Source organism: Acinetobacter sp. YH16053, from assembly GCF_013417035.1.
Lineage (GTDB): Bacteria > Pseudomonadota > Gammaproteobacteria > Pseudomonadales > Moraxellaceae > Acinetobacter > Acinetobacter towneri.
The window spans coordinates 209,317-222,404 of the sequence record NZ_VPEP01000003.1 but is presented as its reverse complement, the minus strand read 5'-3'; the positions used below and the strand labels follow the sequence as shown (position 1 = coordinate 222,404).

Annotated in this window: 13 protein-coding genes; 7 read left to right on the top strand and 6 right to left on the bottom strand. The window is 40.6% G+C overall.

Translation table 11 applies throughout. From position 1 onward, the window contains the following. Positions 1–44: 44 nt before the first annotated feature. Both FTV43_RS04420 and FTV43_RS04415 read right to left on the bottom strand, forming a co-directional pair. On the bottom strand, positions 45–839 hold the full coding sequence (locus FTV43_RS04420; protein ID WP_179994948.1) for a TIGR03915 family putative DNA repair protein: 795 nt from the start codon (positions 837–839) through the stop codon (positions 45–47). A 2-nt stretch (positions 840–841) separates the two neighbouring features. Next, positions 842–2,104 (bottom strand): putative DNA modification/repair radical SAM protein, encoded by a 1,263-nt coding sequence (locus FTV43_RS04415; RefSeq protein ID WP_004757055.1) that lies wholly within the window; start codon positions 2,102–2,104, stop codon positions 842–844. Between the two features lie 302 nt (positions 2,105–2,406). Between FTV43_RS04415 and glyQ the strand changes: the two genes are divergently transcribed. From glyQ to FTV43_RS04390, 5 genes are all read left to right on the top strand, one after another. Then, on the top strand, positions 2,407–3,393 hold the full coding sequence (gene glyQ, locus FTV43_RS04410) for a glycine--tRNA ligase subunit alpha (protein WP_104853290.1): 987 nt from the start codon (positions 2,407–2,409) through the stop codon (positions 3,391–3,393). Beyond that, a complete protein-coding gene (gene glyS, locus FTV43_RS04405; protein WP_179994947.1) occupies positions 3,393–5,462 on the top strand; it encodes a glycine--tRNA ligase subunit beta in 2,070 nt (689 codons plus the stop codon). The genes glyQ and glyS overlap by 1 nt, the downstream gene beginning before the upstream one ends. A 73-nt stretch (positions 5,463–5,535) precedes the next feature. Then, positions 5,536–6,627, top strand: coding sequence for an HNH endonuclease (locus FTV43_RS15885; protein WP_218950772.1), 1,092 nt, complete (start codon positions 5,536–5,538; stop codon positions 6,625–6,627). A gap of 163 nt (positions 6,628–6,790) precedes the next feature. Next, complete coding sequence (locus FTV43_RS04395) at positions 6,791–7,180, top strand: hypothetical protein (RefSeq protein ID WP_004976007.1); 390 nt, start codon at positions 6,791–6,793, stop codon at positions 7,178–7,180. Between the two features lie 359 nt (positions 7,181–7,539). Then, positions 7,540–8,055: a hypothetical protein gene (locus FTV43_RS04390; protein WP_179994946.1), complete on the top strand. Its 516-nt coding sequence runs from the start codon at positions 7,540–7,542 to the stop codon at positions 8,053–8,055. Positions 8,056–8,121: 66 nt separating this feature from the next. Here FTV43_RS04390 and FTV43_RS04385 read toward each other — a convergent pair whose 3' ends face one another. Both FTV43_RS04385 and FTV43_RS04380 read right to left on the bottom strand, forming a co-directional pair. Then, positions 8,122–8,322, bottom strand: coding sequence for a hypothetical protein (locus FTV43_RS04385; protein ID WP_104852993.1), 201 nt, complete (start codon positions 8,320–8,322; stop codon positions 8,122–8,124). 118 nt (positions 8,323–8,440) lie between these two features. Beyond that, positions 8,441–9,709, bottom strand: a complete 1,269-nt coding sequence (locus tag FTV43_RS04380; protein WP_131261080.1) for a hypothetical protein — start codon at positions 9,707–9,709, stop codon at positions 8,441–8,443. A gap of 120 nt (positions 9,710–9,829) precedes the next feature. Here FTV43_RS04380 and FTV43_RS04375 point away from each other — a divergent pair, with 120 nt between their 5' ends. Beyond that, on the top strand, positions 9,830–10,603 hold the full coding sequence (locus tag FTV43_RS04375; RefSeq protein ID WP_179994945.1) for a class I SAM-dependent methyltransferase: 774 nt from the start codon (positions 9,830–9,832) through the stop codon (positions 10,601–10,603). A gap of 19 nt (positions 10,604–10,622) precedes the next feature. Next, a complete protein-coding gene (locus FTV43_RS04370; RefSeq protein WP_179994944.1) occupies positions 10,623–11,177 on the top strand; it encodes a hypothetical protein in 555 nt (184 codons plus the stop codon). Between the two features lie 7 nt (positions 11,178–11,184). Here FTV43_RS04370 and FTV43_RS04365 read toward each other — a convergent pair whose 3' ends face one another. After that, positions 11,185–12,387, bottom strand: coding sequence for a TIGR03862 family flavoprotein (locus FTV43_RS04365; protein WP_179994943.1), 1,203 nt, complete (start codon positions 12,385–12,387; stop codon positions 11,185–11,187). A gap of 6 nt (positions 12,388–12,393) precedes the next feature. Continuing rightward, entirely contained in the window at positions 12,394–13,086 is a 693-nt protein-coding gene (locus tag FTV43_RS04360) for a tRNA (guanine-N(7)-)-methyltransferase (protein WP_257224091.1), read from the bottom strand. Between the last annotated feature and the right edge of the window lie 2 nt (positions 13,087–13,088).

Genomic DNA, 13,088 nt, shown 5'->3' with positions numbered 1-13,088 from the left:
TTTTGTTATGTTGGTATTTTTAAAATAATAATCAAAAAAATGCCTTAAACATATTTTTCATTCAAATATCGCCAATAACGTTTTGGCAAATATTGCACATGCAATTTCACATTCTGACGTTCTTTAATATTGATACTATTGAAATAATCTTTCCAAAGCTGATCATATAATTCTTCTTGTTCATCTAATTCTAATTGGAAATTTTGACTAGCCCCATTTTCAATATTACGGTCAATCTGATGAGCATCTAGAGACACCTCATGAATCTCGTGTAAGTCATAATACAGTCCATATTTGCGTTGTTCGTCATAAATAAGCCAACGTTGATCTTGATAACGACGCTTAAAATGCGGCTGTATCAAAGGTAATACATTAAAATCAGGTCGAACTAAACTTAAAAATAAACCATCTGTAGTTTTCTTAAACCGCACAAAAGCTTCCATACGATGCTTTTCGCGCCCGACCTTTTTCGTCCATTGCGAAATCGCTAAAACACTGGGATGAGAGTAATTTTTTTCGACTGAATGTTGATGCCGAAAAACATAGATACAGTAATTAAATAAATGCTGATAGGCATCCAACGATTCCGACAAATAAGCAAAATAAAATTGTCTCAGAGATGAATGCGAAAGTTTCTGCTGTAAAGCTGACCAAACACGTGCTGCATGTTGCTCGTGATTTGGAATTTCAACTACAGTGGCAAATAAACCATGCTGTGCACCTTGGTTTAAACACAGTTGCACGTGAAATTCTTTGAATTGAAAAGCACGAAATACGCAGTTGAGTAAACCGACCATAGAGCCATCAAAGTAGTAATAAACCACCGCATCACTGAGCATGTTTAAAATCCTAAACTCAATTGCGGTGACAGTTGTTTAACGTATTTAGATGAACCCTGCGTTAATATTTGCTGACGAATATCAGTCGTAGAAAGTTCCTTTTGAAACCGTGGACTGTCTTCACAGCGAATAAAAAACTGGGCACGTGAATACGCCACACCGAGTTGCTTCAATAAATCAGTATGTATCTTGCCAAAACGACGCGCTTGCACGATTTTCTTGGCTGACTTTACGCCGATGCCTGGTACACGAAGGATCATGCGATAGTCAGCACGATTTAAATCCACTGGAAACTGCTCGGGATGACGCAACGCCCAACTCAGTTTGGGGTCTACATCCAAATCTAAATGTGGGTGTTTTTCATTGACGATTTCATTGACTTCAAAACCATAAAAACGCATCAACCAATCACTTTGATAAAGCCGATTTTCCCTTAATAAAGGCGGCGCCGAACCGACCGCTGGTAAATAGTTATTTTCTGTGTTGATTGGAATATAACCTGAGAAATATACCCGTTTCAGTTTAAATTCCTTGTAATGTCGATCTGCCATCACAAGTACGTCTTGATCAGTTTCCTGATGTGCGCCGACCACCATTTGCGTGGTCTGCCCTGCGGGTACATATTTTGGCACATGCTTGATAATCTGGCGTTCATCTTTGAGTTGAATCAGTCGATCTCGCACTAGCCCCAAGTCTTTTTGTACTTCTTGATGTGATTTTTCAGGCGCAAACGCTTTTAATCCGACCTCAGTTGGCATTTCTAAATTGATGCTCATACGGTCAGCATAAAGTCCTGCTTCATGAATCAGCTCAGGCGATGCTCCAGGAATAGTTTTGAGATGAATATAGCCATTAAAATTTTCTTCGAGACGTAGCTTTTTCACCACTTGAAGCATCCGCTCCATCGTATAGTCGGCGGATTTAAAAATACCTGAGCTAAGGAATAATCCCTCTATATAATTACGACGATAAAAATTAATGGTCAGATCAACCACCTCTTGTACCGTAAATGCAGCACGTTTCACATCATTAGAACGGCGCGACACACAATAAGCACAATCAAAAATACAGACATTACTGAACAAGATTTTCAGCAATGAAACACAGCGCCCATCTTCGGTATAGCTATGGCAAATCCCTGCCCGACTGGCATCGCCTAAACCTTTGTCTTTATTCTTACGGTCACTACCACTAGAGGAACAGGACACATCATATTTAGCTGCATCGGCAAGAATTTGTAATTTTTCACGAATGCGATCAGACATAGCAAACACCTCAGTGACAACATCATTTCAAAGCTAACATTTCATGATTTGAAAATTAAGATTGAGAAAGATGTTATGCGTCATGAGGTGACGTTTATGTGAATGGTCTGCGATTCAGGACTTTGCCAACTGGGAAAATATATCTGGTATGGGGGTACGTTTTGAATTAACTCGAAAATTAAACAAAAGCGTTTAAATAATTTATTATCAGAACTTGTCGCTGAAACGCTCGAATCCTTTGCACTGCACCTCAAAATCCTTATAATTGAGCACAATTTTTCTCTAATTTTAAGTGGATGACCATGAGTCGCGCCATATCGCATATTGATACCTTTCAAGGCTTAATTCTTGCCTTACAAAACTACTGGGCGGAGCAGGGCTGCGTCGTTTTACAACCTTACGATATGGAAATGGGTGCAGGGACATTCCACACTGCCACTTTCCTACGTGCTTTAGGTCCAGAAACATGGAACGCGGCGTATGTACAACCATCTCGTCGTCCTAAAGATGGTCGTTATGGCGAAAACCCGAACCGCTTACAACACTACTATCAATTTCAGGTGGTGCTGAAACCAAACCCAGACAACATCCAACAATTGTATTTAGATTCTTTAAAAGCAATTGGAATTGACCCATTGGTGCATGACATTCGCTTTGTAGAGGATAACTGGGAATCTCCAACACTTGGCGCTTGGGGCTTAGGTTGGGAAGTATGGCTAAACGGCATGGAAGTGACTCAGTTTACTTACTTCCAGCAAGTCGGTGGTGTTGAATGCTACCCTGTAACAGGCGAAATCACCTATGGTCTTGAACGTCTGGCAATGTACCTGCAAGGTGTAGATTCAGTTTACGACTTGGTTTGGACTAAAGGACAGTTTGGTACTGTGACGTATGGCGATGTGTTCCATCAAAACGAAGTTGAGCAATCGACCTATAACTTTGAATACGCACCTGTAGAAAAAATGTTTGAACTGTTTGACTTCTATGAAGTAGAAGCGAGCCGTTTAATTGCAGCAGAATTACCATTACCTGCTTATGAGCAAGTGATTAAAGCATCTCACTGCTTTAACCTGTTGGATGCGCGCGGTGCAATTTCTGTGACTGAACGTCAGCGTTATATTTTACGTGTTCGTACTTTGGCACGTTCTATTGCACAAAGTTATGTGACTGCACGTGCAAAATTAGGCTTCCCAATGGCTGAACCGCATTTACGTGATGAAGTCTTGGCACAATTAAAAGCACAGGTTGAAGCGGAAGCCAAAGCGCAAAATACTGAGGAAAGCAAATAATGTCTAAACATACAGTTTTATTTGAACTCGGTTGCGAAGAACTCCCACCGAAAAGCTTAAAAACCTTACGTGATGCACTACTTGCAGAAACTGAAAAAGGTTTAAAAGATGCAGGCTTGGCTTTTGATGCAATTGAAGCCTATGCAGCACCACGTCGCTTGGCACTTAAAATTGCTAATGTCGATGCCGCACAAGCAGACACACAAAAACGCTTTGACGGCCCTGCTGTTCAAGCTGCTTACGATGCCGAAGGCAAACCAACCAAAGCCCTTGAAGGCTTTATGCGCGGTCAAGGCATTACGGTAGATCAAGTCTCTACATTCCAAGCAGGTAAAGTTGAAAAAGTGTGCTACCTAAAAGATGTGAAAGGTCAAAGCATTGATGCATTATTGCCACAAATTCTACAAACTGCGTTGGACAACCTGCCAATTGCAAAACGCATGCGCTCTGCTGCGAGCCGTACTGAATTTGTGCGTCCAGTTAAATGGGTCGTTTTACTTAAAGATCATCAAGTAATTGAAGCAACGATTCAAGATCATCAGGCAGGTAATGTCACTTATGGACACCGTTTCCATGCACCTGAAGCTATCACTTTAACGCATGCCGATGAATACTTAGCGAAGTTAAAAGCTGCTTACGTTGTAGCGTCGTTTGAAGAGCGTCAAGCTATCATCGACCAACAAGTAAAAGCGTTGGCAGATGAAGTTAATGCGATTGCGATTGTTCCTGCGGATCTACGTGATGAAGTAACTGCATTGGTTGAATGGCCTGTTGCCTTACGTGCCAGCTTTGAAGAGCGTTTCCTTGCTGTGCCTCAAGAAGCGTTAATTACCACCATGCAGGACAACCAAAAGTATTTCTGTTTGGTCAATAGCGACAACAAATTACAGCCTTACTTTATTACAGTTTCCAATATTGAGTCTAAAGACCCGACTCAAATTATTGAAGGTAATGAAAAAGTGGTGCGCCCACGTTTGTCTGATGCTGAATTCTTCTTCTTGCAAGACCAGAAACAACCGCTTGCATCACGCAAAGAAAAATTGGTCAACATGGTTTTCCAAGCGCAATTGGGCACACTTTGGAACAAATCTGAACGAATTGCCAAACTGGCTGTTGCTTTGGCGCCAATTACGGGTGCAAATCCACAAGATGCAGAAAAAGCTGCTTTGCTTGCAAAATGTGACTTAACCTCTGAATTGGTGGGTGAATTCCCAGAACTTCAAGGGATTGCGGGAACTTACTACGCACGTCTTGAAGGTGAAAATGACGAAGTTGCAGAAGCACTGGGTGAACAATACTTACCTAAATTTGCGGGTGATGTACTTCCTAAAACCAAAACAGGCACGACCATTGCCCTTGCAGACCGTTTAGACACCCTCACAGGTATTTTTGGTATTGGTCAAGCGCCGACAGGTTCTAAAGACCCATTTGCATTGCGTCGTTCTGCGATTGGTATTTTGCGTTTAGTGACTGAAAATAATCTTGATGTTTCAATTGAAGACTTGATTAAGCTAGCCTTGACTGCTTATGGCGATGTATTAAAAGATCACGACAAGACTTTGGCAGATGCGGTAGCCTTCTTAGAAGGTCGTTACCGTGCGAAATACGAAGACCAAGGCGTTGCGGTAGATGTGATTCAAGCCGTTCAAGCTTTATCACCAAAATCTCCACTAGATTTTGATAAGCGTGTGAATGCAGTAAATCACTTCCGTGCCTTGCCTGAGGCGGCTGCATTGGCTGCTGCAAACAAACGTGTTGCCAACATTTTAGCCAAAGAAACTGCGCCTGAAGGAAGCGTCATTGAAGCAGACTTGGTGGAAGATGCAGAAAAAGCATTATTCGCTGAACTATCAAAAATCACACCTGTGGTTGAGCCATTATTGGCAGCAAAAGACTACACCACTGCACTCTCTCAATTGGCTGCATTGCGTGCGCCTATTGATGCTTTCTTTGACAGTGTCATGGTGATGGCAGATGATGCAGAGTTGAAAGCCAACCGCTTACGTTTACTTGCGCAGTTACGTGATTTGTTTACACGTGTTGCGGATGTAAGTGTATTGCAGCACTAAAATCTTAATTACTTGTAAATTAAAAGAAACCCCGCTATTTTGATAGTGGGGTTTTTATATTTAGATTACAGAAATGAGTACATATTTATTTACATGGAATCCTGATAAATTTCTATGGCACAAACAAAAAGAAATGATCGACAACCTGCCTAATGAGAAACCTATACATGCATGGAAAACTACACGCATTAAAAACATTGGTATAGGTGATACATTCCTACTTATGAAACTAGGAAATATTCCCAAAAATGAAAAAGGAATTATTGGCATTGGAACTATTATCTCAAATGTGTACAAAGATAAAGATTTTATCAAAAACATCGAGCAAACAAACTTCGTTGACTTAGAGTTTATGAACCTCTCTACAATTCCATTCATTTCTCTTAAAGAGTTAGAAAGTATCGACCCAAATATTAATTGGACTCCTGAAAATAATGGGAACCATATCCCTAACTCAACTTATGAGAAAATTTTTAATAAAATCAATAAAAACAAAGATTCAAATATTTTTGAGAAAAAAATTTATTTTCCAGTTATTTCAGAAATAATTGACTTAGCATTAACACAACAGAATTCAGTACACCGTGACGAAATTGTTAGTCTTCTCTTAGAAGAACATAATCTTACGCTAAGCAATCTAGCAAAAAACTCAAATAAAACTGCCTTATTCATTGCTCAAAATATGGTAGATTGGTTTTCAGCCGAACTCACTAAAAAATCAGAAATTGCTGCACCTTGGCAAGATAAATATACAAGAAATAAAATTAAAGTTAATGGGCGAGAAATAACCAACTTTTCTTTAGAAAAAAATGATATTCAAGATGAAATTATTCCAACCGATATAATTTTCAAAGAAGGCTCATTAAAACAGATTCAAGTTAATGCTTATGAACGCAATCCACAAGCACGAAAAAAATGCTTAGAAAAACATGGGTATTCATGCAAATGTTGTGGATTTAATTTTGAAGTAGTGTATGGCGAACTAGGTAAAAACTTTATCCATGTACACCATGTTACTCCTTTATCTCAAATCAAAATGACATATATTTTGAACCCAGTAACAGACCTTATTCCTGTATGTGCGAATTGCCATGCGATGATCCATAGAAAAGTACCCCCATATACAATTGACGAGATTCAGAAATTAATGCGACAAAAAAATTAGACTCGAACATACGCTATATGGCATCTGTATTACCCTGCTTGTCAAAATACTTATTCAGCGTTTCTATTTTAAACGCATACTTTTTATTAGAGCCGAGTAACTAGGCATTTCACTTCAGATTCCCTATACTCAACCTAACAACACTCAACAAGAAAACAAGCTTATGAAACTTAAAACACTCATTTTATCGGGTTTAACTTGCCTTTCTCTTAGTGCGTGTACTTCTGCACCTGTCATTCCACAGCTCACAGCAGGTGTTTTACAAGAAGTGAAAAATATTGAAGTTTACCCAGACACTGTCAATAACAGCGCCAAACTCACAAAATTTATTGATAAATGCGTGATCGAATTTACAGGCACACTGCAAGCAGGTCGTTCTATTGAACAATGGGCATTTAAAGGCAATGCATTAATTTCAGCTGGTTCTGCAACATTTGCACAAGATGGGACTAGCATAGCAACTCACTTTGACTTGCATGATGCAACTGTGCAAAAGAACTTCATCACCTTACGCAACCATTTTCATAAAGATGCGCTTGCACAATGCAACTAAGCTAAAAACAGCTTTGAATGTATCTTGATGTAGCAAGATTGTTGGACTTTCAATATAAATACAGCATCGCTTGATATTTCAAACTAAGATGATAAAAGCAGTGTGGCCATTGCTGCCCTGCTTTAACAACTCTCCAGAGTAACAAGACCCACAATTTTATGTGGGTCTTCTTCTTTAAGTCTGAAACTCTGCCATAGTTTCAAGCACTTTAAAGTCTCAAACACTGAAAATTTCACCTAAAAACACATCATACTTGCGAAAAATAAACACTGCAGATCATCTAGGCTTTATACAATGCAGTACATTCCATTCAAAACCTTTCAACGACCAGTATTCGGCATCCTAAGAGGCACAGCACAATGAAAAAGATCAATATCAGCATTTGTATTGGACTATTGTTCAGTAGTGCTTCGGTGTGGGCACAAAGTAGTGATACGCAACCTCAAAGCAACAAACCAATTCAGCCTTATGCAGACAATCCAAACCTCTTACATGTTTGGGCATATAAAACTCAGGAAGGTGTGATTCAGGCAGCACAAAAAGTCGGTGAAGTAACCGAAAAAGGTATTGAAAAAATTCGCCCATCGGCACATCAAGCTTTAGACAACGCCAAACAATTGGGCAGTCAGGGTGCGGCTCAAGCCAAACATACTGGGCAGCAACTTGCCAACAATGTAAATACTAAAATTCAGGAAACCAAAGAAGTGATTACAGGACAAAGTGATCATGCCGTGCCTATCTATCAAGCACCATTAAGCGCGCCTTCGCAGAATATCGCCCCTGCAGCCACCATTGCCGCACCTACTCAAGAAGCACAGACTCAGGCTGCACCAAGTACAGATACTGAAGAAGAAATTAAAGTGATTAAACTATAATTTTTTTGATTTATTGGTTGCTTGAAAAGCACAAAAATAACTCAGCGCAAATAAATAAGCCTGCATTTAATCTGCAGGCTTATTCATGTGATAGCGTATCGATTTTTGAACTTGTCGGAATACATAAGCGCCTAATCCCAACAATACCAACAAACCTAAAGCGAAAAATAGATAAGCCTTCGGCTCAGGCGCATCTACAAATAAAGTCGCAGATAAAATGAAACTGGACAGCAAAACAAGCACAGCAGGCATCAACAACTTGGTCATACATACTACCCTTGGAATGATCAACAAAACCATGTTTTAAGATCATCTTAGCCCAATGGCAAAACAATACAAGTGTCTAAAATTTAAACCTTCTAAATAATGGATCAAACTTTGCAGCTTACTGTTCCAGTTCTAGGGTAAATTTGGCAGTATCTGGCAAATCTTCCACAAAGTCGTTGCCGCCAAACTCATCACTGCTCAGGTTCAAATCTTTATAGCTCAATACAAAATAGTCGCTATATTTTTTCAATATTAATGGGTGCATGCCTGCAGCAAGTGCATCTTGTTCCTTACATAGTTTCATGACATGACGATCATTCATACTAATTAAATAGCGTTCATCGTTCAGATAAATTTGCACCAAACCACTGCCCTTTGCATAAATTGGAATCAGGAATTTATGATTTAAGGCAATTGCATGTGCGGCATAGCTCTCAATTTTTTGGCTGATGATGTTAAACACCAAACCATGACCAAAATGGTCGAGCAAGACATTACGATTTTCATACGGTAACTGAATTTGTAAGCCAAGTTTGTTTAAATCGTGCTGATCGACCTGTTTATTACTAAGCAAGGAACGAATCAGGTTTTGTTTTAACTTGGCATCAAAAAAGTTACTGTCTAGCTGTAAGTTATTGTATTTTAAAATACGACCTAAAGACCAACGATGATTCGGCAAGACATTTTCAATCACTTTACGATAGTAAAACTTGCTGTTCTTTTTCACCTTGCGAATTTTTTGGTAAAAGAACGGCGCATCAAAAGGATGGGTTAAAAAGTCATTCAGTAATTCAGAGTTGGCTAAAATCGCAATTGCATCATGCCCTGTAAATGGCAAATGTAAGGTATGTAAATGCGGAATTAAAGGCTGAATTTTTAAATAATGCCCACGATCTTCAGCATAATATTGGTCATAGACCACAATATATTCACGCTGTGCCGATACATCTTGCGCTTGAATGCGCATATTGGCATTTAAGTCTGCATGATAAAACATGTTATAGCGTGGGTCATGAATATCTTCAGGGTCAATTGAATATTGCGGCACCAAAGCCACAATGCGGTTTAAATCCAGCAAATTGGAATATTTAATTGCCGCATAGCCACCCATTGAGCCGCCATAGCCCACGCGAATTTTAAACGGAGCAATCAGGTCTTGAATGGCTGCCAACATGGCACGCATAGAAGCTTCAGGAAACCATGATTTTTCCTTAGGCATGACCCCAATCACATTAAAATGAAACTTTTCCAGTGATTTTTCGGCATTAATAGACGTTCCTTTGGCCCGTGTAATTAAATCGCCAAAAGAAAAAATCAGCTCCTGAGATGAGCCTTTCATGAAAATAGCGCGGATATGTCCGTCTTCAAAAATTATGTGTTTGTCCATTCCCACACCGGCGCCAAGGCGCTGAATTAAACCGTTACTTTAAACTTGAATACCCTGTACGCAAGTCCAAAAGTGAATATGTTATTTTATAGATGCACAGCAGATTAAAAATCGCAAAATATGACACAATCTCTACATCCTGCCGCACAACAAGGTTTTGCTTTAGGGGCAAACCTATATCAACAAGTTCGTCCCAGTTACCCGCAAGAAGTCGATGTTTTCCTGCAAGATCAGCTCCAAGTTCCACTTAATAGCAATATTGTAGACTTGGGTTCTGGCACAGGAAAGTTCCTGCCACATTTGCTCAAACTGACAACTCAGCTTATAGCGGTAGATCCGATTGCCAGCATGTTAGCCGAATTAGAACAACTTTACCCACAAGTTAAGACAATTCAAGCACGAAGTGAGCAATTACCACTGCACGATCAATGTGCAGATTTGGTGAGCTGTGCGCAATCTTTTCATTGGTTTGCCAATCTGCAAAGTTTAAAGGAAATTCACCGAATCTTAAAACCGCAAGGTCATTTGCTGTTAATTTGGAATCAACGTGATATTTCGGTTAATTGGGTTAATGCACTGGCACAGATGATTTTGCCTTTTGAGGGCGATACCCCGCGTTTTCACAACCAAGACTGGCGTCAGGTATTTGACGATACAGATTTATTCCAACTCACCCACGAGCAGCAATTTCATCACACGCATGTTGGTACAGTTGAACAAGTCGTGTCTAAGCGTTTGCTTTCGACCAGTTTCATTGCTGCAATGCCAACTGAACAGCGACAACAACTCAAAACACAATTTGAGCAATTAGTATTAGAATATACGAATAAGTATGCGCAAGATGAAATTGAATTTCCCTATTGCACGCATGTTTATGTCTATCAAAAAAGTTGAATATGACTGGAGCGAATAAATGCAAATAACCTTTAAACACATGATTGCTCCCTTAACAATTTGTTTGGCTTTCGCCCTCAGCGCCTGTGAGCGCAGCAAGATAGAAAATGCAGACAAACTCAGTCCTGAAGATCAAATCATGCAAACTCAGGTCGAGCAAGTCGCGCTTCAGCCCTTTGAAATGACTGCGGATGACCCACATGACATTCAATTGCTGATGGATTATGAACAACGCCATGACCAAATGAGTAATGATTTGGAAGATGAGTTAGAACGCTTGCATGAAAACAAACAACTCGATGCTGCATTTGCTAAAAATCGCCTACAGGACAACATTCAATCTGCCTTAAGCATGCTCAAGCAACTGGATTTAAAGACGCCACAAGGGCGTTATATTCAAGGCTTAATGAGTCATTATTGGCAACAGCAAGCGCAATATCTGGCAGCTCAAAACACAACTTCTGCACCTTATCCTGTCAGTAAAGCACAACGTCAACAAGGTTTAGCAGAGTTATTACAGGCGCAGCAACAACTGGAACATTGGCGCGGGCAATATCCACAACTGGATCAATAACGTATTTTTACGGACGCTGCTGTAAATATTGATGCACCCCTTCCGCGGCAGCACGACCTGTCGCAAAACAGGCTGTCAGCAAATAGCCGCCCGTTGGTGCATCCCAATCCAGCATCTCACCACAAAGAAAAACGTGAGGATTAGAATTTAATTGCAATTGTGCAGACAAAACCTCGCGCTTGACCCCACCCGCACAGCTAATTGCTTCTTCAATAGGACGAAAACCCTTTAAAGGCACCGTTAAGTTTTTAATCTGCTGCGCCAATTGCATAGGCTGCTGCCAAAGAGCTTTATCCACCAACTCACGTACGACTGCAGACTTCACGGCATCCAAACCCGCCTTACGCCAAATATTGCTTAAAGACTGTTTTTTTGAAGGTTGCAACTTTTGACAAAGTTGCTCAATGCTTAAATCGGGCAATAAATCTAGGTGTAGTTGCATCGGTTGTTGAGCGTGCTGCAACTGTCGCAACGCGCGCCCTTGCTTATAAATTAAGCCACTTTCCAAACCATAATGGCTAATCACAATATCGCCCATGCTCGGTTCAGCACCGCTCACCCATGCTTGTACACGTTTTAAAGGTTGCCCAAAAACAGGCTGCATATAGTTAGACCAGTGACATTCCACCCCTGCATTACTGGCTTGAAAAGGCTGAATTTCATTGGCAGATAACCAACGCTGCCATGCACCATCGCTACCTAATTTCGACCACGACACTGCTCCACATGCCATCACAATAGCGGCAAACTGCTGTTGTTCAACTTGCGCTGTACTTAGATTTTGAATACTGAGTTGATTGTTCTTTAAATCACATACCTGATGCCGATAATGAAACTGCACGCCTGCATCAACCAAGCGTTTTAACCATGCGCGTAGCAAAGGTGCGGCTTTCATTTCTTGTGGAAAAATTCGCCCCGATGAACCTACATAAGACTGAATACCTAAACCCTGCATCCAGTTTTGAATCCAAGCCGCATCCCATTGTTGAATCCACGGCGCCAACCATTCCGCCCGATCATAACGCTGAATAAATTGTGCAATCAGTTCGGCATGTGAAATATTCAGCCCCGTTTTACCTGCCATCAAAAACTTACGTGCCGCTGAAGGTTTCTGCTCATAGACATGCACATCATAGGCATACTGACTCAGCACTTCGGCAGCCATTAGCCCTGCTGGCCCTGCTCCTATAATTGCAATGCGCTGTTTCATGCCTGTTTACTCAGTTATTGCACTTGAGTCTGCAGAAACTTTCGCCTCAACTGCAGCAGGTGTTAAAGTTGGCTGCTGTCCTTGCAAAGGCTGAAAATCATCAAAACGGGTTGTATAAGCCGCAGGTTTGGTGATCAGCAGTTCCTGACAACGCTCGCCACGTGCTAAATATTTGATTTCAAAGTGAGTGCGTGCTGAATCTACTGGAACATCCTGCTGAATAAATGGCAACTTCCACACTTCAATCAGCTGTTGCTGTGCTTCTGCAATATATTCAGGAATATTACTCACCAAAGTAATGCTGCCACCTGCTTTTAAGCGTGACAATAAAAACTCAAAAAACGGCATATTCAACCAACGCTGGGTGGCATTATGCGGTTCTGGATTCGGATATAAAATAAAGAATTGCTCGACTTGAGCAGGAAATAAAGCATGCACAATCCATGGAATCGCATCGGCATGAACAATCTGTAAGTTCTGCTGACCTTCAAGCTGATGCTGTTTTTGCATCGCCACAAATTTTTCGCGGGTACGCTCAATCGCAATTAATTTTTTATCGGGATGTTGCCCACTAAACAATAGGGCGTGTTTACCTTTTCCGGCACCAATTTCAACACAAATCGATTCATTGGCAATAGCTTGAAAATCACGAGGGGCATGCATACGCTGGGCTTGAAATTGACGAATTGGCATAATCAGAT

Coding starts and splice junctions, on each gene's coding strand:
- FTV43_RS04370 (WP_179994944.1), top strand. CDS start 10,623: ATGCAAATAACCTTTAAACACATGATTGCTCCCTTAACAATTTGTTTG.
- FTV43_RS04390 (WP_179994946.1), top strand. CDS start 7,540: ATGAAAAAGATCAATATCAGCATTTGTATTGGACTATTGTTCAGTAGT.
- FTV43_RS04375 (WP_179994945.1), top strand. CDS start 9,830: ATGACACAATCTCTACATCCTGCCGCACAACAAGGTTTTGCTTTAGGG.
- glyS (WP_179994947.1), top strand. CDS start 3,393: ATGTCTAAACATACAGTTTTATTTGAACTCGGTTGCGAAGAACTCCCA.
- FTV43_RS15885 (WP_218950772.1), top strand. CDS start 5,536: ATGAGTACATATTTATTTACATGGAATCCTGATAAATTTCTATGGCAC.
- FTV43_RS04415 (WP_004757055.1), bottom strand. CDS start 2,104: ATGTCTGATCGCATTCGTGAAAAATTACAAATTCTTGCCGATGCAGCT.
- FTV43_RS04365 (WP_179994943.1), bottom strand. CDS start 12,387: ATGAAACAGCGCATTGCAATTATAGGAGCAGGGCCAGCAGGGCTAATG.
- glyQ (WP_104853290.1), top strand. CDS start 2,407: ATGAGTCGCGCCATATCGCATATTGATACCTTTCAAGGCTTAATTCTT.
- FTV43_RS04380 (WP_131261080.1), bottom strand. CDS start 9,709: ATGGACAAACACATAATTTTTGAAGACGGACATATCCGCGCTATTTTC.
- FTV43_RS04385 (WP_104852993.1), bottom strand. CDS start 8,322: ATGACCAAGTTGTTGATGCCTGCTGTGCTTGTTTTGCTGTCCAGTTTC.
- FTV43_RS04395 (WP_004976007.1), top strand. CDS start 6,791: ATGAAACTTAAAACACTCATTTTATCGGGTTTAACTTGCCTTTCTCTT.
- FTV43_RS04420 (WP_179994948.1), bottom strand. CDS start 839: ATGCTCAGTGATGCGGTGGTTTATTACTACTTTGATGGCTCTATGGTC.